General features: G+C 61.5%; 22 protein-coding genes. 11 read left to right on the forward strand and 11 right to left on the reverse strand.

Annotated features, from left to right (window positions below; all coding sequences use genetic code 11):
* Nucleotides 1-110: 110 nt before the first annotated feature.
* From MA884_RS11945 to MA884_RS11980, 8 genes are all read left to right on the forward strand, one after another.
* Nucleotides 111-1,979: an extracellular solute-binding protein gene (locus MA884_RS11945; RefSeq protein WP_256230725.1), complete on the forward strand. Its 1,869-nt coding sequence runs from the start codon at nucleotides 111-113 to the stop codon at nucleotides 1,977-1,979.
* The gene (locus MA884_RS11950; RefSeq protein ID WP_256230726.1) at nucleotides 1,979-3,037 is read left to right on the forward strand and encodes a microcin C ABC transporter permease YejB; all 1,059 of its coding nucleotides are present in this window, start codon (nucleotides 1,979-1,981) and stop codon (nucleotides 3,035-3,037) included. Before MA884_RS11945 ends, MA884_RS11950 begins: the two co-directional genes overlap by 1 nt.
* On the forward strand, nucleotides 3,037-4,059 hold the full coding sequence (locus tag MA884_RS11955) for an ABC transporter permease (protein ID WP_256230727.1): 1,023 nt from the start codon (nucleotides 3,037-3,039) through the stop codon (nucleotides 4,057-4,059). Before MA884_RS11950 ends, MA884_RS11955 begins: the two co-directional genes overlap by 1 nt.
* A gap of 27 nt (nucleotides 4,060-4,086) precedes the next feature.
* The gene (locus MA884_RS11960; protein WP_256230728.1) at nucleotides 4,087-5,667 is read left to right on the forward strand and encodes an ABC transporter ATP-binding protein; all 1,581 of its coding nucleotides are present in this window, start codon (nucleotides 4,087-4,089) and stop codon (nucleotides 5,665-5,667) included.
* 146 nt (nucleotides 5,668-5,813) lie between these two features.
* The gene (locus MA884_RS11965) at nucleotides 5,814-7,229 is read left to right on the forward strand and encodes a sigma-54-dependent Fis family transcriptional regulator (protein ID WP_256230729.1); all 1,416 of its coding nucleotides are present in this window, start codon (nucleotides 5,814-5,816) and stop codon (nucleotides 7,227-7,229) included.
* 302 nt (nucleotides 7,230-7,531) lie between these two features.
* Nucleotides 7,532-8,923 carry a GntP family permease gene (locus MA884_RS11970; RefSeq protein ID WP_256230730.1) on the forward strand — a complete coding sequence of 464 codons (1,392 nt, stop codon included), beginning with the start codon at nucleotides 7,532-7,534 and terminating at the stop codon, nucleotides 8,921-8,923.
* Nucleotides 8,924-8,930: 7 nt separating this feature from the next.
* Entirely contained in the window at nucleotides 8,931-9,707 is a 777-nt protein-coding gene (hbdH, locus tag MA884_RS11975) for a 3-hydroxybutyrate dehydrogenase (protein WP_256230731.1), read from the forward strand.
* 202 nt (nucleotides 9,708-9,909) lie between these two features.
* Nucleotides 9,910-11,865 (forward strand): acetoacetate--CoA ligase, encoded by a 1,956-nt coding sequence (locus tag MA884_RS11980; protein ID WP_256230732.1) that lies wholly within the window; start codon nucleotides 9,910-9,912, stop codon nucleotides 11,863-11,865.
* 195 nt (nucleotides 11,866-12,060) lie between these two features.
* On the opposite strand, the gene MA884_RS11985 is transcribed toward MA884_RS11980, so the two are convergent.
* On the reverse strand, nucleotides 12,061-13,179 hold the full coding sequence (locus tag MA884_RS11985; protein ID WP_256230733.1) for a PilT/PilU family type 4a pilus ATPase: 1,119 nt from the start codon (nucleotides 13,177-13,179) through the stop codon (nucleotides 12,061-12,063).
* 134 nt (nucleotides 13,180-13,313) lie between these two features.
* Here MA884_RS11985 and MA884_RS11990 point away from each other — a divergent pair, with 134 nt between their 5' ends.
* Nucleotides 13,314-15,851: a PAS domain-containing protein gene (locus MA884_RS11990; RefSeq protein ID WP_256230735.1), complete on the forward strand. Its 2,538-nt coding sequence runs from the start codon at nucleotides 13,314-13,316 to the stop codon at nucleotides 15,849-15,851.
* Between the two features lie 48 nt (nucleotides 15,852-15,899).
* Nucleotides 15,900-16,175, forward strand: a complete 276-nt coding sequence (locus tag MA884_RS11995; protein WP_019690952.1) for a peptidylprolyl isomerase — start codon at nucleotides 15,900-15,902, stop codon at nucleotides 16,173-16,175.
* A 135-nt stretch (nucleotides 16,176-16,310) separates the two neighbouring features.
* Here the strand turns inward: MA884_RS11995 and MA884_RS12000 are convergent, their stop codons facing one another.
* The 8 genes from MA884_RS12000 to MA884_RS12035 all read right to left on the reverse strand — a co-directional run bounded on the left by MA884_RS12000 (nucleotide 16,311) and on the right by MA884_RS12035 (nucleotide 23,026).
* Nucleotides 16,311-17,234, reverse strand: coding sequence for a sugar kinase (locus MA884_RS12000; RefSeq protein WP_256230737.1), 924 nt, complete (start codon nucleotides 17,232-17,234; stop codon nucleotides 16,311-16,313).
* Nucleotides 17,235-17,387: 153 nt separating this feature from the next.
* Complete coding sequence (locus MA884_RS12005) at nucleotides 17,388-18,605, reverse strand: amino acid deaminase (protein ID WP_256230738.1); 1,218 nt, start codon at nucleotides 18,603-18,605, stop codon at nucleotides 17,388-17,390.
* 28 nt (nucleotides 18,606-18,633) lie between these two features.
* Complete coding sequence (locus tag MA884_RS12010; RefSeq protein ID WP_256230740.1) at nucleotides 18,634-19,398, reverse strand: IclR family transcriptional regulator; 765 nt, start codon at nucleotides 19,396-19,398, stop codon at nucleotides 18,634-18,636.
* A gap of 140 nt (nucleotides 19,399-19,538) precedes the next feature.
* Entirely contained in the window at nucleotides 19,539-19,928 is a 390-nt protein-coding gene (locus tag MA884_RS12015) for a RidA family protein (protein WP_047227837.1), read from the reverse strand.
* Nucleotides 19,929-19,970: 42 nt separating this feature from the next.
* A complete protein-coding gene (locus MA884_RS12020; RefSeq protein ID WP_305518845.1) occupies nucleotides 19,971-20,792 on the reverse strand; it encodes an amino acid ABC transporter ATP-binding protein in 822 nt (273 codons plus the stop codon).
* A complete protein-coding gene (locus MA884_RS12025) occupies nucleotides 20,789-21,451 on the reverse strand; it encodes an amino acid ABC transporter permease (RefSeq protein ID WP_256230741.1) in 663 nt (220 codons plus the stop codon). The genes MA884_RS12020 and MA884_RS12025 overlap by 4 nt, the downstream gene beginning before the upstream one ends.
* Nucleotides 21,452-21,460: 9 nt before the next feature.
* A complete protein-coding gene (locus MA884_RS12030; protein WP_256230743.1) occupies nucleotides 21,461-22,123 on the reverse strand; it encodes an amino acid ABC transporter permease in 663 nt (220 codons plus the stop codon).
* Between the two features lie 54 nt (nucleotides 22,124-22,177).
* Entirely contained in the window at nucleotides 22,178-23,026 is an 849-nt protein-coding gene (locus MA884_RS12035) for a transporter substrate-binding domain-containing protein (protein WP_256230744.1), read from the reverse strand.
* Nucleotides 23,027-23,376: 350 nt separating this feature from the next.
* Between MA884_RS12035 and MA884_RS12040 the strand changes: the two genes are divergently transcribed.
* On the forward strand, nucleotides 23,377-23,850 hold the full coding sequence (locus tag MA884_RS12040) for a thioredoxin family protein (protein WP_256230746.1): 474 nt from the start codon (nucleotides 23,377-23,379) through the stop codon (nucleotides 23,848-23,850).
* On the opposite strand, the gene MA884_RS12045 is transcribed toward MA884_RS12040, so the two are convergent.
* Together MA884_RS12045 and MA884_RS12050 are read right to left on the reverse strand one after the other, a co-directional pair.
* Nucleotides 23,826-24,107, reverse strand: coding sequence for a type II toxin-antitoxin system RelE/ParE family toxin (locus MA884_RS12045; RefSeq protein ID WP_256230747.1), 282 nt, complete (start codon nucleotides 24,105-24,107; stop codon nucleotides 23,826-23,828). The genes MA884_RS12040 and MA884_RS12045 overlap by 25 nt on opposite strands.
* A complete protein-coding gene (locus MA884_RS12050) occupies nucleotides 24,097-24,345 on the reverse strand; it encodes a type II toxin-antitoxin system Phd/YefM family antitoxin (protein WP_107322657.1) in 249 nt (82 codons plus the stop codon). The genes MA884_RS12045 and MA884_RS12050 overlap by 11 nt, the downstream gene beginning before the upstream one ends.
* Between the last annotated feature and the right edge of the window lie 5 nt (nucleotides 24,346-24,350).

The raw sequence follows: 24,350 nt of genomic DNA on the forward strand, positions 1-24,350 counted from the left end.
GGCCCGCCCTTCGGTGGGCCGTTGTGTTTGTGTCAGGCCAAGGGGCTAGCGATCAAGGCGTAGCTCGCGTACAAATCGTGGTCATCCATCACCCGGCTTTAAGGCTGAAAATGCGACTGGTGTTCCCTTCACTGCTGTTCACTGCCGTGGTCCTGCTGACAGGCGCCGCCGGTGTGAATGCCGCACCGCAACATGCCCTGACGGTGTACGGCGAACCGGCCAAGTACCCCCAAGGCTTCAGCCACTTCGCCTACGTCAATCCCCGAGCCCCCAAAGGCGGCACCATGCGTCGCTCGGCCATCGAGATCGGTCATTTCGACCACGTACTGCCCTACATCGACAAAGGCATCGGCGTCAGCCAGATCGACGGGATGCTTTATTCGCCGCTGGCCCAGCGCTCGCTGGACGAGCCCTACACCGTCTATGGGCTGGTAGCGCAGAAGATGGAACGCGCCGACGATGGCCTGTCCTTGCGCTTCTACCTCAATCCCAAGGCCCGGTTTGCCGATGGCAAGCCCATCACCGCCGAGGACGTGCGCTACACCTTCAAACTGTTGATGACCAAGGGCAGCCTGCGGTATCGCACCCAGTTCGCCGCCGTCAAAGGCGTCGAGGTGGAATCCGAGCGCACCGTTCGCTTCGACTTCAAGAACAACGAAAGCCGCACCCTGCCGCTGGACATCGCCACACTGCCGGTGTTTCCCGAGCACTGGTGGAAAACCCGCGACTTTGCCAGTGGAGGCGGCTACGAAGCCCCGCTGGGCAGTGGCCCCTATCGGGTGGGCCGGATCGACTCGGGACGCAGCATCACCTTCGAGCGCAACCCCAACTGGTGGGGCAAATATCTGCCGGTCAGTCGCGGGCTCTACAATTTCGACCATTTCAGCATCGAGTATTTCGGTGACACCGATGTAGCGCGGCAGGTCTTGCGTGGCGGCGCCTACGACTACAACCGCGAGTTCTCCGCCACCGGTTATTCCATCGGCTATGACAGCCCGGCCCTGCATGATGGCCGTCTGCAAAAGGCCCACCTGGCCACCGAAGCCCCCCAGACGGCCCAGGGTTTCGTGTTCAACCTGCAAAAACCGCAGTTCCAGGATCGTCGTGTCCGCCAGGCCCTGGCCATGCTGTGGGATTTCGAGTGGAGCAACCGCCAGATGATGCGCAACCTCTATGTGCGCCAGCAGAGCTTTTTCTCCAACACTGACCTCGCCGCCCGACAACTGCCCGATGCCGACGAACTGGCGATTCTTGAGCCGTTGCGCGCAAAAGTGCCCGAGGAAGTCTTCACCCAGGTATTCCACGCGCCGAAAACCGACGGCAGCGGCGTGATCCGTGACAAACAACTGCAAGCCCTGGCGCTGCTGCAACAGGCCGGCTGGAAGCCTGATGGCGACCGCCTGGTGAATGCCGAGGGGGAACCGCTGAGCTTCACGTTCCTGATCAGCCAGAACGGTCTCGACCGACTGTTGCTGCCCTACAAGCGAACGCTGGCACAAATCGGCATCGACATGAACATCCGGCGCATCGATGCCTCCCAATACGTCAATCGCCTGATGAGTCGCGACTACGACATGATCATCACCGGCTACCCCGTCAGCACCTCGCCGGGCATGGAGCTTTACAACTACTTTGGCTCGGCGGCGGCCAAAGATCCGGGCGCCAACAACTACATGGCCCTGCAGAACCCCGTCGTCGACACCCTGATCGACGGCCTGGTCAAAGCCAACACCCAGCGCGACATGCTCCGCCATGCCCACGCCCTGGACCGGGTGCTGCAATGGAATTATTACTGGATCCCCAACTATTACCCGCCGGGCAGCTCGACCGTCTGGTGGAACCGCTTTGGCAGACCAAAAGTGCAGGCCAGCAATGACGAAGCCATCGAGAGCTGGTGGGAAATGAGCACCACACCGCTGACCAACGAGCAAATGGCCGCCGAACGCATCAAGCGCGGCGCCCCTGGAGGGCGGCATTGATGTGGGCCTATATCGCGCGGCGCTTGCTGCTGATCATTCCGACGCTGGTGATCATCCTGCTGGTGAACTTCGTCATCGTGCAGGCCGCTCCGGGTGGGCCGGTGGAACAGGCCATCGCCCACCTGCAAGGCATCGGCGGCGCCAGCGTCGGCAGTTCGGGCAATGCCATGACCGGCAGTTCGCGAGCCAGTCGTGGCCTCGATCCACAGCTGATCAAGGACATCGAAAAACAATACGGCTTCGACAAACCGGCCCATGAGCGTTTGTGGTTGATGCTCAGCAGCTACGCCCGGCTGGACTTCGGTAAGAGTTTCTTTCGCGGCGCCACGGTGACCGACCTGATCCTGGAAAAGATGCCGGTGACCATTTCCCTCGGGCTCTGGGCCACGCTGATCACCTACCTGGTGTCGATTCCCTTGGGCATCCGCAAGGCCGTGCGCCACGGTTCGGCCTTCGACGTGTGGAGCAGCACGGCGATCGTCATCGGCTACGCCATGCCGGCATTTCTGTTCGCCATGTTCCTGATCGTGATGTTTGCCGGCGGCACCTCGTTGAACTGGTTTCCAGTGCGCGGGCTGGTGTCGGATAACTTCGAGTCGCTGTCGACACTTGGCAAGATCACCGATTATTTCTGGCACCTGGTCCTGCCGGTCACCTCGCTGGTGATCGGCGGTTTCGCCACCTTGACGATCCTGACCAAGAACTCGTTCCTCAACGAAATCACCCGCCAGTACGTGGTCACCGCGCGGGCCAAGGGCATGAGCGAACGGCGCGTGCTATATGGCCACGTGTTCCGCAATGCAATGCTGCTGGTGGTCTCGGGGATTCCCCAGGCGTTCATCAGCGTGTTTTTCGCCGGTTCCTTGCTGATCGAGGTGATCTTTTCCCTCGATGGCCTGGGGCGCATGAGCTACGAAGCCGCGGTGTCCCGGGACTACCCGGTGGTGTTCGGCTCGCTGTTCATCTTCACGCTGTTCGGTTTGCTGATCAAACTCATCGGCGACCTGTGCTACACCCTGGTGGACCCGCGTATCGACTTCGCCGCGAGGAACGCCTGATGTTCAAGTTGTCACCCTTGGGCCGTCGGCGTTTTGAGCGCTTCAAGAAGAACCGCCGGGGTTGGTGGTCGCTGTGGCTGTTCATCGGCCTGTTCATGCTGACCCTGGGCGGCGAATTGATCGCCAACGACAAGCCGCTGCTGGTGAGTTACCAGGGGTCGCTGTATTTCCCGGTGTTCAAGCGCTACACCGAACAGGAGTTTGGCGGGCAACTGCCGTTCCAGGCCGATTACCGCAGCAGCTACGTGCAGGATCTGATCCACAAGGACGGCGGCTGGCTGCTATTCCCGCCAATCCCGTTCAGCGACGACACACCCAACTACGACTTGAACCAGCCGACCCCAAGCCCACCCTCGTCGGTGAACTGGCTGGGCACCGATGACCAGGCCCGGGACGTGCTGGCCCGGGTGATCTTCGGGGCACGGGTGTCGATTCTGTTCGCCCTGGCCCTGACCGCCATCAGCGCGCTGATCGGCATCACCGCCGGTGCGTTGCAGGGTTATTACGGCGGCTGGGTGGACCTGCTGGGGCAACGTCTGCTGGAAGTCTGGTCCGGGCTGCCGGTACTCTATCTGCTGATTATTCTGTCCGGCTTCGTCGAGCCGAATTTCTGGTGGCTGCTGGGAATCATGGCGCTGTTTTCCTGGCTGGCCCTGGTGGACGTGGTACGCGCCGAGTTCCTGCGCGGGCGCAACCTTGAATACGTCAAGGCCGCCAGAGCTTTGGGGCTGTCCGACCGCAAAGTGATCGTGCGGCATATCCTGCCCAACGCAATGAACGCCACCCTGAGTTATCTGCCGTTCATCCTCACCGGGGCGATTTCCACCCTCACCGCTTTGGACTTCCTCGGCTTCGGCATGCCGGCGGGCAGCGCGTCGCTGGGCGAGCTGATCGGCCAGGGCAAACAGAACCTGCAAGCGCCGTGGCTGGGCCTGACGGCGTTCTTCACCCTGGCGCTGATTCTTTCTCTGCTGGTGTTCATTGGCGAGGCGTTGCGCGATGCGTTCGACCCCCGATCCTGATCCACGGCCATGAAGCGGAACCCTGAGATGAGCGACAACCTGATCGAAATCCGCGACTTGAGCGTGGCCTTCAACGACCAAACCGTGGTGCGCAACCTGTGCCTGGACATCCGCCCCGGTGAATGCCTGGCCCTGGTGGGCGAGTCAGGCTCCGGCAAGTCGGTGACAGCCCATTCGATCCTGCAATTGCTGCCGCAAACCGGCAGCCGTACCACCGGCAGCATCTGCTATCGCGGCCAGGAGCTGGTGGGCGCCGAGGCCAAGGTCCTGCGCCAACTGCGAGGGGACCGGATCGCAATGATTTTCCAGGAGCCGATGACGTCGCTGAACCCGCTGCACAGCGTCGAAAAGCAGATTGGTGAAACCCTGATGCTGCACAAGGGCCTGGGTGGCAAGGCGGCGCGCCAGCGCATTCTGGAGTTGCTGGCCCTGGTGGGCATCCAGAAACCCACCGAACGGCTCAAGGCCTACCCGCATCAACTCTCCGGCGGCCAACGACAGCGGGTGATGATTGCCATGGCCCTGGCCTGCGAACCGGAGCTTTTGATTGCCGACGAACCGACCACCGCGCTCGACGTGACGGTGCAGCGCAAGATTCTGTTGCTGCTCAAGTCCCTGCAGCAACGACTCGGCATGTCACTGCTGCTGATCAGCCACGACCTGAACCTGGTGCGCAGCATCGCGCAACGGGTCTGCGTAATGAAAGCCGGAGAAATCGTCGAACAGGCATCGTGCGAGACGCTCTTCAGCGCGCCGAAGCACCCCTACAGCTGCGAGTTGCTGCACGCCGAGCCGGAAGGCGAAGCCCCGCCCCGTGATGAACGCGAAGACGTCTTGCAGGTGCAGGATCTGCGCGTCAGCTTTGCCCTGGGCGGCGGGCTGTTCCGGCGCAAGGAATACTTGCGCGCCGTGGACGGCATCAGCCTGACGATCCAACGCGGCAAGACCCTGGGCATCGTCGGCGAATCCGGTTCCGGCAAATCCACTCTCGGCCAGGCGATCCTGCGACTGATCGAGTCCGAAGGCAGCATCCGCTTCCAGGGACAAGCCCTCGATCATCTGTCACAAAAAGACCTGCGACCGTGGCGCAAGCAGATGCAGGTGGTGTTCCAGGACCCGTTCGGCAGCCTCAGCCCCCGCATGTCGGTGCAGCAGATCATCAGTGAAGGCCTTGAGGTCCACAGCTCGTCCAGTTCCGAGCAGTGCGAAGCGCAGGTGATCCAGGCGCTGCGGGAAGTCGGCCTCGACCCGCAGAGCCGCCACCGCTACCCCCACGAATTCTCCGGTGGCCAGCGCCAACGCATCGCCATCGCCCGGGCACTGGTGCTCAAGCCGGCCCTGATTCTGCTGGACGAACCGACTTCAGCCCTGGACCGCACCGTGCAAAAGCAAGTGGTCGCCCTGCTCCGCCAGCTCCAGGAAAAGCATGGCCTGACCTACCTGTTCATCAGCCATGACCTGGCGGTGGTCCGCGCCCTGGCCCACGACATGATCGTGATCAAGGACGGTAAAGTGGTAGAGCACGGCGCCAGCCAGGAAGTGTTCGACGCGCCCCGGCACCCGTATACCAAGGAGTTGTTGGCGGCGGCGCATCCGGGGTGGGCATAATCGGCACTATGCAGTTGGACCGCGGCGCGGCCTTCGCGAGCAGCCCGCTCCCACATTTGATCTTCAGGGCGACGCAGCCCTCCGTGTGGGAGCGAGCCTGCTCGCGATGACGGCCTGACAGCCCCTAAAAAATCCGGATTTCGACCATGAACCCCACCGAAAGCCTCAAGGATTACAAGCGCGTGCGCACGCTGGCGATCCGCTCGTTGTTCGAGATCATCGAACAGTCCAGCGAAGGCACGGTGATTGTCGACCGTGACGCGAATATCGTCTGGATGAACGAACGCTACGCCCGGCGCTTCGGCCTGAACTCGGCGCAAGAAGCCATCGGCCGAGCGTGCGAGAGCGTGATCCCCGGTAGCCTGCTGCGCGAAGTGGTGCGCACGGGCCGGCCGATTCTGCTGGACATGCAGGACACGCCCAAGGAGCCACTGGTGGTGATGCGCCTGCCGATCCACGACAGCGCGGGCGCGGTGATTGGCGCCATCGGTTTTGCCCTGTTCGATGAACTGCGCAGCCTGTCGCCGATGCTCAAGCGCTACCTGAGCATGCAGGAAGAACTGGCTTCCACCCGCTCACTGCTGCGGGCACGGCAGACCCGGTACAACTTCGCCCACTTCATCGGCACCAGCCGCGCCAGCCTTGAGGTCAAACGTCGTGCCCGGCGCAGCGCCAGCGCCGATTCGCCGGTGCTGCTGCTCGGCGAAACCGGGACCGGCAAGGAACTGCTGGCCCAGGCAATCCACGGTGCTTCGCCGAGAGCGCACAAGGCGTTCGTCAGTATCAACAGCGCCGCGATTCCGGAATCCCTGCTGGAAGCCGAGTTCTTCGGCACCGCCCCGGGCGCCTTCACCGGCGCCGACCGCAAAGGCCGCGCCGGCAAACTGCAGATCGCCCAGGGCGGCACACTGTTCCTGGATGAAATTGGCGACATGCCACTGCCGCTGCAAAGCAAACTGCTGCGGGTCTTGCAGGAAAAAGAATACGAACCGGTGGGCTCCAACGAGGTGTTGCAAAGCGACGTGCGGATCATCGCTGCCACGTCCATGGATCTGGAAGCGGCGATCAAACGCGGAGAGTTTCGCGCCGACCTGTATTACCGCCTCAATGTGTTGCCGATCCAGGTCCCGCCGCTGCGCGAACGCCTGGATGATTTGCCGGCCCTGAGCGAGGCGATCCTCGAAGAACTGCGCAGCCAGCACGAACTGGACCGCGACGCACTCGACCTGCTGGGGCAACACGCCTGGCCGGGCAACATCCGGGAGCTACGCAATGTGCTGGAACGAACCGCGCTGCTCAGCGACGACCTGCTGCTCACTGCCGCCGATATCCGAGCGGCCATTGGGACTTTCACGCCAGTCACCCGTGCGTTGAATCCACATCAGGAACCACTGGCGCAAGAAACCTTCAGCCAGGCCCGGGCACGATTCGACCGCCATTTGATCGAAACCACCCTCGCGCAATGCGACGGCAAGGTGGTCGAAGCGGCCGAGCGATTGGGGTTGGGCAGGTCGACCTTGTACAAGAAGATGGTGGCGCTGGGGATCGCAGAGTCTCAATAAAGAGACTTTAGTCTCCTTAGCTGGACGATCTCTTTTTGAGCGCTTTGCGCTCATCGCGAGCAGGCTCGCTCCCACACTGGAAAGCATTCTCATGAATGACACAGCCAACCTGTGGGAGCGAGCCTGCTCGCGATGAGGCCAGCACAGCCCCTGAAAATCTCAAAACAGAGACAAAACCCTCGAACCATCCCCACCAAAATAAATAATTCCCTTATATTTCAATAAATTACATACCTGGCACAAAACTCGCTAAGGCCCTCCGCACCGTTTCACCACAAAAATAACAATCCAGGAGACACACCATGAGTGTGATCATTGCCTTGGCAGCTCTCACGCTGCTGATGGTGGCCGCCTACCGTGGCTACAGCGTTATCCTTTTTGCCCCCATCGCCGCCCTCGGCGCCGTCTTGCTGACTGATCCTTCCGCCGTCGCACCGGCCTTCACCGGGGTGTTCATGGAGAAGATGGTCGGTTTCATCAAACTGTATTTCCCGGTGTTCCTGCTCGGCGCAGTGTTCGGCAAGCTGATCGAGCTGTCGGGCTTCTCCCGCTCCATCGTCGCGGCGGCGATTCGCCTGCTGGGCACGCGCCAGGCCATGCTGGTGATCGTGCTGGTCTGCGCCTTGCTGACCTATGGCGGCGTGTCGCTGTTCGTCGTGGTGTTTGCGGTCTATCCGTTCGCCGCCGAGATGTTCCGCCAGAGCAATATTCCCAAGCGGCTGATCCCGGCCACCATTGCCCTTGGCGCGTTCTCGTTCACCATGGACGCCCTGCCCGGCACGCCGCAGATCCAGAACATCATCCCCAGCACCTTCTTCAACACCACCGCCTGGGCCGCGCCATGGCTGGGAGTGATCGGCACGATCTTCGTGTTCAGCTTCGGCATGCTGTTCCTGCAACGCCAGCGCAACAAGGCCCAGCGCGTTGGCGAAGGCTACGGCACCGAACTGCGCAACGAGCCGGAGACCGCCGAAGACATCCAGCTGCCCAATCCCTGGCTCGCCATTTCACCGCTGTTGGCGGTCGGGATCATGAACCTGCTGTTCACCCAGTGGATTCCCCAGTGGTACGGCAAGACCCACAGCCTGGCGCTGCCAGGCATGACCACACCGGTGACCAGCGACATCGCCAAGCTCACCGCGATATGGGCCGTGCAAGCCGCGTTGCTGGTGGGTATTGTCCTGGTGCTGCTGTTTGCCTTCAGCACCATTCGCAGCAAGCTGGCCGAAGGCAGCAAGAGCGCGGTGGGCGGCGCGCTGCTGGCGGCAATGAACACCGCTTCGGAATACGGTTTCGGCGCGGTCATCGCGTCCTTGCCGGGTTTTCTGGTGTTGGCCGACTGGCTCAAGAACATTCCCAATCCATTGGTCAATGAAGCCGTGACCGTAACGCTGCTGGCAGGCATCACCGGTTCAGCCTCGGGCGGCATGAGTATCGCCCTGGCGGCGATGTCGGAAACGTTCATCAGCGCCGCCAACGCCGCCAACATTCCCCTGGAAGTGCTGCACCGGGTCGCGTCCATGGCCAGCGGAGGCATGGATACCTTGCCCCACAACGGCGCGGTGATCACCCTGCTGGCGGTGACCGGCTTGACCCACCGTGAAGCCTACAAAGACATTTTCTGTATTACGCTGATCAAGACCCTCGCGGTTTTCGTGGTGATCGGTGTGTTCTACGCCACTGGTATTGTGTGAGGTTCGTATGACGGCAACTTTATCCGGCAAGACCGCCCTGGTGACCGGTTCCACCAGCGGCATCGGCCTGGGCATTGCCCTGAGCCTGGCCAAGGCCGGCGCCGACCTGATCCTCAACGGTTTTGGCGACGCTTCGGCGGTCATGACCGAAGTGAAACAGTTCGGTGGCAGGGTCGGTCATCATCCGGCGGATGTCAGCGACCCGGCGCAGATCGCCGACATGCTCGCCTACGCCGAGCGGGAGTTCGGCGGCGTGGACATTCTGGTGAACAACGCCGGTATCCAGCACGTGGCCGCCGTGGAAGATTTTCCGGTGGAGCGCTGGGACTCGATCATCGCCATCAACCTGTCCTCGGTGTTCCATGCCACGCGCTTGAGCCTGCCAGGCATGCGCGCCAAGGGCTGGGGGCGGATCATCAACATTGCCTCGGTGCATGGCCAGGTCGGTTCGGTAGGCAAGGCCGCCTACGTCGCGGCCAAGCACGGGGTGATCGGCCTGACCAAAGTGGTCGGCCTGGAAACCGCCACCAGCCACGTGACGTGCAACGCCATCTGCCCTGGCTGGGTGCTGACACCGCTGGTGCAAAAACAGATCGACGACCGCATTGCCAGCGGCGTCGACCCGCAACAGGCACAGCATGACCTGCTGGCCGAGAAGCAGCCCTCCCTGGAATTCGTCACCCCGCCGCAACTGGGGGAGCTGGTGCTGTTTCTGTGCAGCGAAGCCGGCAGCCAGGTACGCGGCGCGGCATGGAATATTGATGGTGGCTGGCTGGCTCAATAAATCTCTTGCGATCCCTTGTGGCGAGGGGATTTATCTGTGGGAGCAAGGCTTGCCCGCGATGGCCGCACCGCGGTTTAACAGCTAAACCGCGTTTTCGTTCATCGCGGGCAAGCCTTGCTCCCACAAGTCGGGGATAAATCTCCTCGTCACAAGATTGGGTCGCTCTATAGTTTGTGTGTACATAAAAAATAAGAGGCACCCCATGTCCGACATCCTCTGGCAGCCCACCGCCGATCGCATCGCCCAGTCACGCATGGACGCCTTTCGCCGGTTCGTCAACGCGCGGCATCAACTGCGCCTGAGCGACTACCCCACCCTGCATACCTGGAGCATCGACCGGCGTGAAGCCTTCTGGCAGGCCATCGTCGACTTCTTCGAGATCGGTTTTCACCAGGCGCCCAGCGCTGTGCTGGTCGAAGGTGAGCAAATACCCAGCGCCCGGTGGTTTCCCGGGGCGACACTGAATTTTGCCGAACACCTGCTGCGCCGGCGCGATGACGCCGTGGCCGTGATCGCCCTCGACGAAAGTGGCGGGCAGGAACAACTGACCTGGGCCGAACTTGCCGCCCACGTCGCCGGCCTGCAAAAAAGCCTGCAAGCGGCGGGTGTAAGCAAGGGCGACCGGGTAGCCGCGTGCATGCCCAACACCTGGCAGACCCTGGTCGGCATGCTCGCCACCACCAGCCTGGGGGCGATCTGGTCGTGCTCCTCGCCTGACTTCGGCACCCAGGGGGTCATCGACCGGTTTGGCCAGATCGAGCCCAAGGTGCTGATCACCTGCGCCGGTTACCGCTACGCCGGCAAGGTCATCGACCAGCGAGCCAAGGTCAACGAAATCCTAGAGCGCCTGCCTTCGCTGCAGCAACTGATCATCTTGCCCTATGCGTGCCCCAACGCCTGCGTCGAAGACTTTCAGACAGCGGCCAGCGTCGCGTTGTGGAGCGACTTCTACCACTGTGGCGGCGAACCGGCGTTCGTTGGCGTGCCGTTCGATCATCCGCTGTACATCCTTTATTCCAGTGGCACTACTGGCGTGCCGAAGTGCATCGTCCACAGCACCGGCGGTGTGCTGCTGCAACACCTCAAGGAACATGGCCTGCATGTTGACCTTGGCCCCGAAGATCGTCTGTTCTACTACACCACGTGTGGCTGGATGATGTGGAACTGGCTGGTGTCGGCCCTCGCCGTGGGCAGTGCGGTGGTGCTCTACGATGGCTCACCCTTTCACCCTGGCCCCGAGCGCCTGCTGGACCTGATCGACCAGCAGCGCATCAGCGTATTCGGCACCAGCCCCAAATACCTGGCGGCCCTGGAAAGCCAGGGTTTTAAACCGCGACAGACCCATGACCTGGGCAGCCTGAAAACCATCCTGTCCACCGGCTCGGCCCTGGCGCCCCATAGCTACGACTACGTGTATCGCGACTTCAAGCCCCAGGTGTGCCTGGCCTCGATGTCCGGTGGCACCGACATTGTGTCGTGCTTCGTCAACGGCAATCCGTTGTCCGCCGTTCGCCGTGGCGAGATGCAGGGCAAGAGCCTGGGCATGGCGGTGCAGGTCTGGAACGAGGCAGGCCAAGCGGTCATGGGTGAAAAAGGTGAACTGGTCTGCACCCGACACTTCCCGGCCATGCCCATTGGCCTGTGGAATGATCCGCAGCAGGAAAAGCTAAGGGCCTCCTACTTCAGCCAGTTCCCCGGTGTGTGGGCCCAGGGTGACTATGCCGAGGAGCTGCCGCACGGCGGTTTCTTGATCCACGGGCGCTCGGATGCGGTGCTCAATCCCGGTGGTGTGCGCATCGGCACGGCGGAAATCTATCGACAGGTGGAAAAGGTCGAGCAGGTGCTGGACAGCGTTGCCATCGGCCAGCAATGGCAGGGTGATGTGCGCGTGGTGCTGTTTGTGCGCCTGCGCGACGGCGTGACCCTGGATGAAGCCCTGGAACAACAGATCCGCCAGGTGATCCGCGCCAATACCACGCCGCGTCATGTGCCGGCGAAGATCCTGGCAGTCAGCGACATCCCGCGGACCATCAGCGGCAAGGTGGTGGAACTGGCGGTGCGCAACGTGGTGCATGGCGAGGTGGTGAAAAACACCGATGCCCTGGCCAATCCCGAGGCGCTGGAGCAGTTTCGTGATCGGGCGGAGCTTAGCAACTGACTTGAGCGAACCTCAAACCTGTGGGGAGCAAAAACACTTGTGGGAGCAAAGCTTGCTCGCGATACAGGCGACGCGGCTTTTCAGGCCTACCGCATTACCGTTCATCGCGAGCAAGCTTTGCTCCCACAGGTCTTGTTCCTACAGGTCTTTGTCCTACAGGCCTTGCTCCTACAAGTGTTGTTCTCACCCAGAGACTCAATCCATCAACCCCCACTCACCCGCCGCCGGATCGGCTGGGGGCACCGTCGCGCCCGATTCGGCATGCAACTTCAGCCGCAACCGCAGGTTGTTCGCCGAGTCGGCGTTTTTCAGTGCTTCCGCCTCATCGATAGCCCCCTCCACCACCAGGTTGTACAGGGCATGATCGAAGGTTTGCATCCCGAGTTCTTCTGACTTTTCCATGATGCCCTTGAGCTCGCCGAACTCATTGCGGCGGATCAGGTCGGCCACCGTGGGCGAGCCCAGCATGACCTCCACCGCGGCCCGGCGCTGGCCGTTGCGAGTGCGCACCAGGCGTTGCGACACGAACGCCTTGAGGTTGTTGCCCAGATCATTGAGCAGTTGCGGCCGGCGTTCTTCCGGGAAGAAATTGATCACCCGGTCCAACGCCTGATTGGCATTGTGAGCATGCAGGGTGGAAATCACCAGGTGCCCGGTGTCGGCGAAGGCCAGGGCATGTTCCATGGTTTCGCGATCACGAATTTCGCCGATCAGCACCACGTCCGGCGCCTGGCGCAGGGTGTTCTTCAAGGCCGCATGAAAGCTGCGGGTGTCGACACCGACTTCGCGTTGATTGATGATCGATTTCTTGTGCCGATGGATATACTCCACCGGGTCTTCGATGGTGATGATATGGCCGCTGCTGTTGCGATTACGGTAATCGATCAGCGCCGCCAGGGAGGTCGACTTGCCCGACCCTGTCGCCCCGACGAACAGCATCAGCCCCTGTTTCTGCATGATGATGTCCAGCAACACATTCGGCAGTTTCAGGTCCTCGAACCGCGGGATGTCGAGCTTGACGTTGCGGATCACCATGGACACGTCATTGCGTTGCTTGAAGATATTGACGCGGAACCGCCCGACCCCGGCCAGGGAGATGGCCAGGTTCATTTCCAATTCCCGATCGAACTCAAGCCGCTGTTCGGCGTCCATCAAAGACTCGGCGAGCCCGGCGATCTCGCCAACCTTGAACGGCTGGTTGCTCAAGGGTTTGAGCAGCCCCTCGAAACGCGCGCAGGGCGGCGCGCCGGTGGACAGGTAGAGGTCGGAGCCATCCTGGCTCGCCAGGATGCGTAACAAGGGATCGATTTCCATGGCCTGATTGACTTCCGCGAGACTTCAATGAAACAAGCTGACCCGATGAGCAAACCTTTCAGACCAACCCGCGCTTACCTTCTTCAGAGGATAGTAGACACCGTGGCTGCGACACGATTTGCAGGGCTTGCGTGATGAACGCCACACCCGCCGGCAGTGACATACAGAGCCTGTTCGCCCGACGCGACTGGACCGACAGCCCGCTGGGCACTGCCCAGACCTGGCCCCAGAGCCTGCGTACCGCCCTGGACATCGTGCTCCACTCGCCGATGCCGATGTCCCTGCTGTGGGGGCCACAGCTGATCCATTTCTACAACGACGCCTTTACCCGGTTGACCGGCGACAAACACCCCCAGGCGTTCGGCCAGCCGACCCATTCAGCATGGCCCGAACTCAAAGACGTGAGCGAGCCGATTTATCACAACGTGTTGCAAGGCCGCACGCACACCTGTCGCGATCAGCATTGGCGGGTGCCCTTCGCCGGGCGCCTTTGCGATGTCTGGCTGGACCTGACCTACAGCCCCGTGCGCGATGAAGATGGCGCCGTGGCCGGTATTCTGGTTACGGCCATCGAGACCGGTGAACGGCGACGCCTGGCCCTGGAATTCGAGCGACGCTCAGAGGCCAGCCTCAAGGCCCAGCAGGAAAGTGAAGAACGCCTGCAACTGGCCCTGGCGGCTGCCGATACGCTAGGCACCTGGGATTGGGACATCAGCGAAGACCGCTTTGTTGCCGACGAGCACTTCGCGGTGCTGCATGGCGTCGATCCGAGCCTGTCGCGTCAGTTGCCCATCAGCGCCTACCTTGAAGGCGTGCATCCGGAAGACCGGGCCATGGTCACCCGCAGCATCAAGCATTGCATCACCCACGGCACCGAATACGCCGAGGAGTACCGTCTGCTGCAGTCCGACGGCGAACTGCGCTGGGTGTTCGTGCGCGGTCGTTGCTACAAGGATCGCCACGGCCGGCCCAAACGCTTTCTCGGCGCAGCCCTGGACCTGACCGAACGCAAGCGCACCGAGCAGGCCCTGCGCCAGAGCCAGACCGAACTGCAACTGATCATCAATGCCATGCCGATCCTCATCAGCTACGTGGATCGGGAAGAGCGTTTTCGCCTCAACAACAGCGCCTATCTGGACTGGTATGGCCTGACACCCCAGGAGCTTTACGGCAAGACCATTCGCGAAGTGCTCGGCGATTCAGCCTACGCCGCCCGCGCCGAGCAGGTCGCCGACGCCTTGGCAGGCAAGCCGTGCAGCTTCACCGCGCAGTCGGATCATCGCGACGGCCGCTCCCGCCATGCCTTGATCAACTACCTGCCGCGCCATGGGGCCGACGGCGCGGTGAACGGTTTCTACATCTTTGTGATCGACGAGACCGAGCGCAAGAAAACCGAAGAGGCCCTGCGCAACCTAAACGAAACGCTCGAAGAGCGCGTCATCGCCCGCACCCAGCAACTGGCCGAAGCCAACCACCGCCTGCAAAACGAGATGGTCGAACGCGAACGTGCCGAGGAGGCGCTGCGCCACGCTCAGAAGATGGAGGCCGTGGGCCAGCTCACCGGCGGCATCGCCCATGACTTCAACAACATGCTCACCGGCATCCTCGGCAGCCTCGACCTGATGCAACGCTACATCGCCAGCGGACGCACCGCCGAGATCGGTCGTTTCACCGAAGCGGCCGTGTCCTCGGCCAACCGTGCGGCGGCCCTGACACACCGCCTGCTGGCGTTTTCCCGACGCCAGTCGCTGGACCGCAAACCGCTGGACCCCAATGACCTGGTGCATTCACTTGAAGACCTGCTGAGCCGAACCACCGGTGATCACATCGTGCTGCGCTTGCAGTTGGCCGCTGAACTGTGGCCGGTCAGCACCGATGCCAGCCAGTTGGAAAACGCCCTGCTCAATCTGGTGATCAATGCTCGGGACGCCATGCCGGAGGGTGGCGAGTTGACCATCGAAACCGCCAACGTCTACCTCGACGGCAATGACCTCAACGCCCTGGAACCGGTCACGCCCGGGGACTACGTGATGATTGCCGTCAGCGACAACGGCAGCGGCATGAGCCCTTCCGTGCTGGCCAAGGCCTTTGATCCGTTTTTCACCACCAAACCCATCGGCCAGGGCACCGGCCTGGGCTTGTCGATGATCTACGGGTTTGCCCAGCAGTCGGGTGGGCTGCTGAGCCTGGACAGTGTGCCGGACCAGGGTACGCGGGTGCAGTTGTACCTGCCGCGGCTGTACGTCGCGTCTGTCCAGCAGACTGCGGCGCCGGTCGCGCAGAATGCGCCGGCTGCGATCGCCGGAGAAACCGTGTTGCTGGTCGAAGACGAGCCGGCCGTGCGCATGCTGGTGCTCGATCTGCTCGACGCCCTGGGCTACACCACCCTTCAAGCCCAGGACGCCAAGGCTGCCCTTGGGCTACTGGAGTCCAGCCAGCGCATCGACTTGCTGGTGACCGATGTCGGCCTGCCAGGCATGAATGGCCGGCAACTGGCGGAGATCGCCCGCCAGCATCGGCCCGATCTGAAGGTGCTGTTCATGACCGGCTATGCGCAAAAAGCCACCGAGCGCCAGGGCTTTCTTGAGCAGGGCATGGACATGGTTGCCAAGCCCTTCACCCTTGATCTGCTGGCGAACAAGATTCGGACGATGATCAACCATGGCGCCTGACTTAAGGCATAATCGCCGCCCCGTCGCACCGTTCAGGTCACTGCTGCAATGAAAGCCCAAGCCCGCCATATCCTGGTGAAAACCGCCGAAGAAGCCGAACAGCTCAAGCAACGCATCGCCAAGGGCGAAGCCTTCGATGTACTGGCCAAGAAATACTCCACCTGTCCCTCGGGCAAACGCGGCGGTGATCTGGGTGAAGTGCGGCCCGGGCAGATGGTCGGTGCGATCGATGCGGTGATCTTCAAAAAGCCCCTGCGGGTGGTGCATGGGCCGATCAAGAGCAAGTTCGGGTATCACCTGGTGCAGGTGTTCTACCGGGATTGATCGGTCACGTTGTCAGCGAAGCCTGTCTGTGGGAGCAAAGCTTGCTCGCGATGAACGATAACGCGGAAGGTCTGAAGAACTGCGTCGCCTGGATCGCGAGCAAGCTTTGCTCCCACAGGCACATCGATCCCCCAGTCAGTCCCTGGGGATCAACGCCCCCGGCACCTGGATGACCCGGCTTGCCAGAAGGTGTCCAGCCTCGGCGGCCTCCACCGGGCTGCCACCGAGCAGGCGGCTTGCCAGGTACGCGGCACTGAATGAATCCCCCGCCGCGGTCGTGTCCACTACCCGCTCCACGCGCTGGGCAGGAATCTCGAAAGACTCACCATCACAACAGATCAGACAGGGCTCGGCACCGCGCTTGAGCACCACTTCCGACGTGCCCAACTGCGCGTACGCGGCGAATACTTCATCGCTGCTGGCATAACCAAACAGCGCCTGCTCGTCGTCCACCGTCAGCAGCGCCACCTCTACGTAAGGCAAGACACTGCGATAGGCCGCACGGGCCGCATCGACTGAGGCCCAGAGCCTTGGCCGGTAGTTATTGTCGAACACCACCTCAGCCCCGCGCTGGCGGGCCTGGATCAGGGTTTCGATGAGTTTGCCGCGACCTTGCTCGCCGAGCACGGCCAGGGTGATGCCGCTGAAATACAGCACGTCGTAATCCGGCAGCGCCGCCAGGATCGGTGCGGCGGCCGGGGTGGTGAAGCAATCACGCACCGCCGCCTCGTTGCGCCAGTACAAAAACCGCCGCTCACCCGCCGCGTCGGTCTGGATGCAATACAAACCCGGCAAGCGACCGGGCAGGCGCTGAACCCTATCCAGGCCGATATTTTCAGCGGCCCAGCTCTGGCACATGGCTTCGCTGAAACTGTCGTCGCCCAAGGCGGTCACGTAATCCACCGCGCCCTTGTCGCCGAGGGCGCGGGACAGGTACACAGCGGTGTTCAGGGTGTCGCCGCCGAAGCTTTGTTGCAGGCTGCCATCGGCGCGTTGCTGCAGTTCGATCATGCACTCGCCGATCAGGGCGATGCGGGGTTTTGGGTTGGGGTAGCTCATGGGCGATCCTGATATTTCGATAGTGTCTGCAAGGCCGCTATCGCGAGCAGGCTCGCTCCCACAGGGGATATCGGTGAACATAAATCCTCTGTTCACAACCGCCCCCACTGTGGGAGCGAGCCTGCTCGCGATAGCCGCGACTCGGTTTCAAGGCTAGAAACAAGTCTCCATGCTCTCGACCACCCGCAACTGCTCATCCACCAGGCACGCCACCCGCCATTTGTCGAAAGTCAGGCACGGATGCGACGTACCGAACGAGATGATGTCGCCTACCCGCAATTCCACCCCGGTCGCCACCGTCATGAACGCATGCTGGTCCATCACCGCCGTCACCTTGCAGCCGGCCAGGTCCTGCCCCGCTATGGAGTCGGAACCGGGCTGGTAACGCTTGAGCGGCACCGGCAGCCCGGCGTCGTAGGCCACGTCGCGTTTACCCAGGGCGATCACCGCGAAGCCGGGTTCAGGCAGTGATTGCACGTGGGCCCAGACTTCCAGGGCCGGCCGCAGGCCTTCGTGCAGGTCGCTACGCCGCTCCAGCACGCAGCACTGGGCCTCTTTGTAGATGCCATGATCATGGGCTACGTAACTGCCGGGGCGCAGCACGCTGAGGAAACGTCCGTGGGCGTTCCGGGCCTCGAAAGACTCAGCGATCAGGTCGTACCAGGCTGAACCTGAGGCGGTGATGATCGGCTTGTCGATGGCAAACGCACCGTTGTCCTGCAACTGCACCGCCAGCCCCACCAGGGAGGCGGCAAACGCGCGGATGCCACTGATGGCGTGGTCACCATGGATCACGCCTTCATAGCCTTCGATACCGGTCAGCGCCAGCGCCGGTTGCGCCCCGATCGCCTTGGCCAGGGCCAGCACCTCGGCTTCGGTCCGGCAGCCACAGCGGCCACCCACCACACCGTACTCGATCATCACGTTCAGCTTCGCACCGCGCGAGGCAAAGAATGCACCCAGTTCGGCAACGTTGTCGGGATGGTCGACCATGCAATGGAATTCGAACGCAGGATCTGTCAGCAAATCAGCGATCAGCGCCATGTTTGGCGTGCCCACCAGTTGGTTGGCCATCAGCACCCGGCGCACGCCATGGGCGTAAGCGGCACGGGTCTGCACCGCGGTGGCCAGGGTCAGCCCCCAGGCGCCGGCCTCGAGCTGGCGACGAAACAGCGCCGGGGTCATGCTGGTCTTGCCGTGGGGCGCCAGTTCGGCGCCACTGTCCGTGACGAACTTTTGCATCCAGCCAATGTTGTGCTCCAACGCTTGGCGATGCAAAACCAGCGCCGGCAGGCTGATGTCCCGCAGCAGGTGATCGCCCGCTTGGGCTGCCCCCTTCTCCACGGTAGCGTTATGAATGGCAGAAGACATTTCACACTCCTCACACAGCCGCGGCTGTCTATTCATTGATGCGACGGGCCAGGTTGTTGGCGCTATCGATCAGCACCCGGCGGTAGTCGGCGTAGTTGTTCTTGGCGTCGGCCCGTGGGGCGACAATGCACAGGGTCGCGATGGCCACGCCATTGGCGTCTTTGACCGGTGCGGCGAAGCAGTGGGTGAAGGTGTCGGCCACACTGTCGAAGGAGAAAAATCCATCGAGGCCGGCCTGGCGGATCTGCGCGAGAAACAGCTCCAGGGGCAGGCGCTCGCCGTCCGGCAGGATGAAGTCGTCGGGGTCGATCAGGTCGACGATTTGCTGGTCACTCAGATGCGCCAGCAGCAGGCGTCCGGATGCGGTCCAGGGAATCGGCGCGTTCTCGCCAATGTCCGAGGAAATGCGAAAGTGCCGCTCCCCCTCCTTCATCAGCGCCACCGTGTATTTGCGCCCGTTGAGCAGGCACATCTGGGCGGTTTCCCGGGTTTGGCTGACGATTTCCTGCAAGGCGTGATCGGCCTCGCGGCTCAGGTCGAAATGCCGCAGGTGCGCCTGCCCGAGAAAGTACAGCTGACGGCCCAGGTAGACGTGGCCGTCCTTGCCCACCGGCTCCAGGATGCGTCGTTCCAGCAACGACGCCACCAGTTCGTAGACCGTGGATTTGGGGCTGCCGATGCCGCTGGCGATGTCATTGGGGCGCAACGGCTGGCCGATTTCCTTGAGGAAATCGAGGATATCGAACGCCCGGTCCAACCCTCGGGCCCGGCGCTTGATGGTGTCTTCGGTCATTTATTGCGTTCCCGTTCATTGGTCGTAGGAGCTGTCGAGTGTAACGAGGCTGCGATCTTTCCCCAGTCAGTTGAGCCTTGAGTGAAAGCCCGACAGATCAAGATCAAAAGATCGCAGCCTTCGGCAGCTCCTACAACGGTTCAGGCCTTTTTCTTGTAGGCGATACAATCAATCTCAACCTTGCAATCCACCATCATGTTCGCTTGCACACAAGCCCTGGCCGGCGCGTGTTCGGGGCTGAAGTATTCACCAAATACTTTGTTGAAACTCCAGAAATCCCGCGGATCTTCCAGCCATACGCCGCAGCGCACCACATCTTCAAGGCCATATCCGGCCTCTTCAAGAATCGCGATCAGGTTCTTCATGGTCTGGTGGGTCTGCTCGACGATCCCGCCGACAATAATCTCGCCGTTCACCGCCGGCACCTGACCGGACACGTGCAGCCAGCCGTCGGCCTCCACGGCCCGGGCGAAGGGCCGTGGCTGGCCGCCGCCTGCGGTGCTGCCGGTGCCGTAGCGCGTAATGCTCATGGGTGTTTCTCCTTGCTTGTATCAATCAAAGGTTCAATAGGATTAAAAACGGGTGTTCTTGAGAAACTCAGCCAGTCGCGGTGACTGCGGCCGCTCGAACAGTTCCTTCGGTGGGCCTTGCTCTTCGATGCGGCCCTGGTTCATGAACACGATCTTGTCGGACACCTCGAAGGCGAAACGCATTTCGTGGGTCACCAGCAGCATGGTCATGCCGTCTTCGGCCAGGCCCTTGATCACGTTCAGCACCTCGCCCACCAATTCCGGGTCCAGGGCCGAGGTCACTTCGTCGAACAGCATCAGGCTGGGGTTCATGGCAATCGCCCGGGCGATCGCCACACGCTGCTGCTGGCCGCCGGACAACTGACCGGGATAATGATCGCGCCGTTCCAGCAAGCCGACCCGCTCCAGCCATTTCTCGGCCAGGGCCACGGCTTCGTCCTTGGCCAGCTTTTTCACCTTGAGCAGGCCCAGGGTAACGTTCTGCAACGCCGTCAGATGAGGGAACAGGTTGAATTGCTGGAAGGCCATGCCGGTCATGGCCCGGTGCCGGGCGATGACTTTCTCCGGGTGGCGCACGCGCTTGCCGTCCACCTCGTCGTAACCGATGGCCTCGCCGTCGAGCACAATCTGTCCGCCCTGGAACTCTTCAAGCATGTTCACGCAACGCAGCAGCGTGGTTTTGCCCGAGCCGCTGGAGCCGATCAGGGTGACGACATTGCCGCGCTGCATGCTCAGGTCCACGCCCTTGAGCACTTCCACCGGGCCGTATTGTTTGCGCAGACCGCGAATGTCCAGCAGCGGTTGGGTGTTGGAGTGCTCCGTGTTGGAGAGCCCCGTATTGGAGAGATTCGAAACATCAGTCATGGCAAGGCCACCCGCTTTTCAATGTGCCGCCCGAGCAATTCGATGGCGTAGTTGATGATGAAAAAGAGAAAACCGGCGAACAGGTAAAACTCCAGGGTCATGAAAGTCCGGGCGATGATCTGCTGAGTGCTGAGCAGCAGTTCGGCAACGCCGATCACCGACAACAGGGTCGAAGCCTTGACGATTTCGGTGGAGGAATTGACCCAGGTCGGCAAGATCTGCCGCAGCGCCTGGGGCAGCAGCACATAACCCAACGCCTGGAAGAACGTCAGGCCGATGGCCTGGCTCGCTTCCATCTGTCCACGGGGCAAGGCCTGCAAGGCGCCGCGCACAATCTCGGCCACATGGGAGCCGCAAAACAGCGTCAGGCCCAGGGCACCGGCCTCGAATGCGCCGATCTGCCAGCCCAGGGCCGGAGCCATGTAGAAACAGGCCAGCACCAACACAAACACGGGTGTGCCGCGAATCACGTCGACGTAGAAACGAAACGGCGCGCGCATCCAGAAGCGACCGTAAGTCAGTACCAGTCCGGCGAACAGGCCGATCAACGTGCCTAACAAAATCGCCAGCAACGAGCACTGCACGCTGGTCAGGAACCCGGCCCACAGCGTCTCCCGGGCAACCCACAACTCATGTAACCAACTGGGGGATTCGTACATGGAACACTCCTAACGGCGGATCGCCAGACGCTGCTCGAAATAGCGCAGCAGCATGGCAATGAGGTAACAGGCCGCGACATACAGGGCCGTGGTCACCAGCCAGGTTTCGATCACCCGGTAGCTCTCTACGTTGATCTTGCGGGCGTAATAGGTCAGCTCCGGCACGGCAATCGCCGCCGCCAGTGAGGTGTCCTTGAACAGCGAAATGAAGTTGTTCGACAACGCCGGCAACACGTTGCGCAGCATCACCGGCACGGTGACGTAGGCCTTGACTTGCCACTCGCCCAAACCGATGGCCAGCCCCGCTTCACGCTGGCCCTTGTGAATGCTCAGCAGTCCGCCGCGGAACACTTCGGTCAGATAGGCCCCGGCGTACAGCGAGAGCGTGATGACGAACGAGGGAATTTTGTCCAGGCGAATACCCAGGCTCGGCAAAGCGAAGTAGATCAGCAGGATCAGCACCAGGATCGGCGTATTGCGGATCACCGTGACATACACCGAGGCCAGCAGCCGCAACGCGCGGTGCTTGCTCAGCAGCGCGAACGCCATCAGCAGGCCGATCACGCAACCGATGGCGATCGACACCAGCGCCAGGGAAAGCCCCAGGCCGAGCCCCGCCAGCAAGGTGTCGAAATCGCGCCAGACGGCGGCAAAGTTCAACTGATAATTCATGGTCGGCAGTACCTTCAACGGGGCGCCTTGAAGGGGCGCCCCGGGCTCACGGGATCATTTGAATTCGACGGGGAAACCGATGGCCGGCGACGGCAATTCGACACCGAACCATTGCTTGAACGATGCCGCATAGGTGGGGAATTCCACGCCGGTCATGGCTTCATGCAAGGTGGTGTTGACGAAGTTCAGCCAATCCTGGTCGCCGCGCTTGACTGCGCAGGCATAGGTTTGCGGGCTCCAGGCGTAGGCCGGGCTGCGGTAGCGACCGGCGTTCTGCACCATCAGGTATTTGACCGATGATTGGTCGGTGGCGGCCGCATCGGCACGGCCGGAGTTCACCGCCTGGTACATCAGATCGACGCTGTCGTACTGGTCGACCTTGGCCTTGGGCAGCGCCTGGTGCACCAACTCCTCGGCGTAGACGTTCTGCAGCACAGCCACGGTGACGTCATCGCCGGCGGCCTTGAGGTCTTCGATTTCCTTGTACTTGCTGTTGGCCGGCAGCAGCAGGCCCACGCCTTCACGGTAATACGGCAAGGTGAACGCAACCTGCTGGGCACGGCTGGCGGTGACGGTGATGAACTGGCAGCTAATGTCGACCTTGTCGGTCAGAAGGTTCGGAATCCGAGCATCGGACGACTGCACCACAAACTCGACTTTCTCCGGGTCATTGAATAGCCCCTTGGCGACCATCCGCGCGATGTCGATATCAAACCCCTGCAACTTGCCATCCGCTCCCTGGAAGTGCCACGGCGCATTGGTACTGCCCGTGCCCACGATCAATTTCCCGCGTTGCAGCACGCTATCAAGCTTGCTGTCCGCCGCCTGAGCGACACCCATGGCAGCCGTCGTGGCCGCGAAGATAAAAACACACGCTTTGAACAAGGAAGGTCGGCGATGCATGGCAAGCACTCCTGAGTCAGTTTATTCCGCTATACCGGAATTTAGTATGTAACAACGGAATAGACAGCAGAAAGTGTGCCACAGGCTTGCGCTGTATGGACAAGGAAAATGGAAAGCTAATGAAATCATAGGGATGGCAAGCCCAGACGTACCGATACGGGCAAAGGTATCTGCGCAGGCACTGCTACTGTTGGCTACAGCCTCCGGGTAGCAAGGCCCCATACAGGGAGCAAGCGATGCTTTTGCGCACCAAAAGGGAGCCGTTCAACTGTCAACTCTGACAGTAGCGATGCCCGGCCGTGTTGCTTATGGTTGCAAACACTCACTCTGTCGATGAAGGGAAGCCCGCCATGAGTTCGTTCATCACCCACATCGCCTCATCGAAGGACTACCGCACGGCTCTCAAGACCTGGCGCCCGGTGGTCTTCTATTTCGGCCATCCCCACTGCTACGCCTGTAGCTGGGCCGAGCCGCTGTTTTGCAGCGTTGCCGAGACATTCAAGGACCGGGCGGTGATCTACACATTGAGTACCAGCGAATCGCCCCGACACCCGGACGTTACCGGGACACCCACGGTGCTGTTTTATAAGGATGGGAAGTTACGCCGCAAGCTCAAGGGCGTCGGTGATCAGGCCTCGCTAACCCAGAACTTTGCCGAACACATCGGCCGAACCAAACCCAGACGGCCGCGTCGCTCGCCTCGTCGTGACTTGCACTGGTTGCGCGAACAACTGCGAACCTTGTGCCTGGTCTCTCGGGCGCGGGGACTCCAAAGGTTGCGGCGAGGAAAGCCGGGCGCCTACCGCTTGGCTGCCTCGTCATAAACCTGGCCGCACTCGCGCTTACCAACCGCAAACACTGTAACAACTAGCAAATCATCTACCACTCGGTAAACCAATCGATAGCCGGCGCTACGTAACTTGATTTTATAGGCGTTGCCCAGCCCATGCAGACGGTCTGCCTGGACATGCAGATTCACCAGTCGCTCCTCGAGCTTTTTCTTGAACTGCTCTTTGAGTGTTACACCCAGTTTTTGCCATTCCTTCCAGGCTTTATCAGAAAATTCCAACTCATAGGTCATCAAGAGAAACCTTTATCGTTGGATCATTTTCACGCTCGCGGCAAAGAGCAACCAGCTCCAGATCTTCAAGCCGATCCATCATGGCTTCATATTCTCGAGCGGGGACGCAATAAAATGCCGGCTCATTGCGGTTGAGGATTGCTACGGATAATCCTCCACCGGCAGCAACAGTGCCCATCGGATTTTTCTTGAGTTCGGAAATGCTGGCTACAACTTGAGAAAGCACAATATGTGTCATGAGGT

The sequence above is a fragment of the Pseudomonas sp. Q11 genome (genome assembly GCF_024494355.1).
Classification (GTDB): Bacteria; Pseudomonadota; Gammaproteobacteria; order Pseudomonadales; family Pseudomonadaceae; genus Aquipseudomonas; species Aquipseudomonas hefeiensis.

Excerpts from the sequence above, each read along its gene's own strand:
- hbdH (WP_256230731.1), top strand. The coding sequence starts at position 8,931 with ATGACGGCAACTTTATCCGGCAAGACCGCCCTGGTGACCGGTTCCACC.
- MA884_RS11955 (WP_256230727.1), top strand. The coding sequence starts at position 3,037 with ATGTTCAAGTTGTCACCCTTGGGCCGTCGGCGTTTTGAGCGCTTCAAG.
- MA884_RS11965 (WP_256230729.1), top strand. The coding sequence starts at position 5,814 with ATGAACCCCACCGAAAGCCTCAAGGATTACAAGCGCGTGCGCACGCTG.
- MA884_RS12010 (WP_256230740.1), bottom strand. The coding sequence starts at position 19,398 with ATGACCGAAGACACCATCAAGCGCCGGGCCCGAGGGTTGGACCGGGCG.
- MA884_RS11970 (WP_256230730.1), top strand. The coding sequence starts at position 7,532 with ATGAGTGTGATCATTGCCTTGGCAGCTCTCACGCTGCTGATGGTGGCC.
- MA884_RS12030 (WP_256230743.1), bottom strand. The coding sequence starts at position 22,123 with ATGAATTATCAGTTGAACTTTGCCGCCGTCTGGCGCGATTTCGACACC.
- MA884_RS11960 (WP_256230728.1), top strand. The coding sequence starts at position 4,087 with ATGAGCGACAACCTGATCGAAATCCGCGACTTGAGCGTGGCCTTCAAC.
- MA884_RS12040 (WP_256230746.1), top strand. The coding sequence starts at position 23,377 with ATGAGTTCGTTCATCACCCACATCGCCTCATCGAAGGACTACCGCACG.
- MA884_RS11945 (WP_256230725.1), top strand. The coding sequence starts at position 111 with ATGCGACTGGTGTTCCCTTCACTGCTGTTCACTGCCGTGGTCCTGCTG.
- MA884_RS11990 (WP_256230735.1), top strand. The coding sequence starts at position 13,314 with ATGAACGCCACACCCGCCGGCAGTGACATACAGAGCCTGTTCGCCCGA.
- MA884_RS12025 (WP_256230741.1), bottom strand. The coding sequence starts at position 21,451 with ATGTACGAATCCCCCAGTTGGTTACATGAGTTGTGGGTTGCCCGGGAG.
- MA884_RS12035 (WP_256230744.1), bottom strand. The coding sequence starts at position 23,026 with ATGCATCGCCGACCTTCCTTGTTCAAAGCGTGTGTTTTTATCTTCGCG.
- MA884_RS12050 (WP_107322657.1), bottom strand. The coding sequence starts at position 24,345 with ATGACACATATTGTGCTTTCTCAAGTTGTAGCCAGCATTTCCGAACTC.
- MA884_RS11950 (WP_256230726.1), top strand. The coding sequence starts at position 1,979 with ATGTGGGCCTATATCGCGCGGCGCTTGCTGCTGATCATTCCGACGCTG.
- MA884_RS12015 (WP_047227837.1), bottom strand. The coding sequence starts at position 19,928 with ATGAGCATTACGCGCTACGGCACCGGCAGCACCGCAGGCGGCGGCCAG.
- MA884_RS11980 (WP_256230732.1), top strand. The coding sequence starts at position 9,910 with ATGTCCGACATCCTCTGGCAGCCCACCGCCGATCGCATCGCCCAGTCA.
- MA884_RS11985 (WP_256230733.1), bottom strand. The coding sequence starts at position 13,179 with ATGGAAATCGATCCCTTGTTACGCATCCTGGCGAGCCAGGATGGCTCC.
- MA884_RS12005 (WP_256230738.1), bottom strand. The coding sequence starts at position 18,605 with ATGTCTTCTGCCATTCATAACGCTACCGTGGAGAAGGGGGCAGCCCAA.
- MA884_RS12020 (WP_305518845.1), bottom strand. The coding sequence starts at position 20,792 with ATGACTGATGTTTCGAATCTCTCCAATACGGGGCTCTCCAACACGGAG.
- MA884_RS12045 (WP_256230747.1), bottom strand. The coding sequence starts at position 24,107 with ATGACCTATGAGTTGGAATTTTCTGATAAAGCCTGGAAGGAATGGCAA.
- MA884_RS12000 (WP_256230737.1), bottom strand. The coding sequence starts at position 17,234 with ATGAGCTACCCCAACCCAAAACCCCGCATCGCCCTGATCGGCGAGTGC.
- MA884_RS11995 (WP_019690952.1), top strand. The coding sequence starts at position 15,900 with ATGAAAGCCCAAGCCCGCCATATCCTGGTGAAAACCGCCGAAGAAGCC.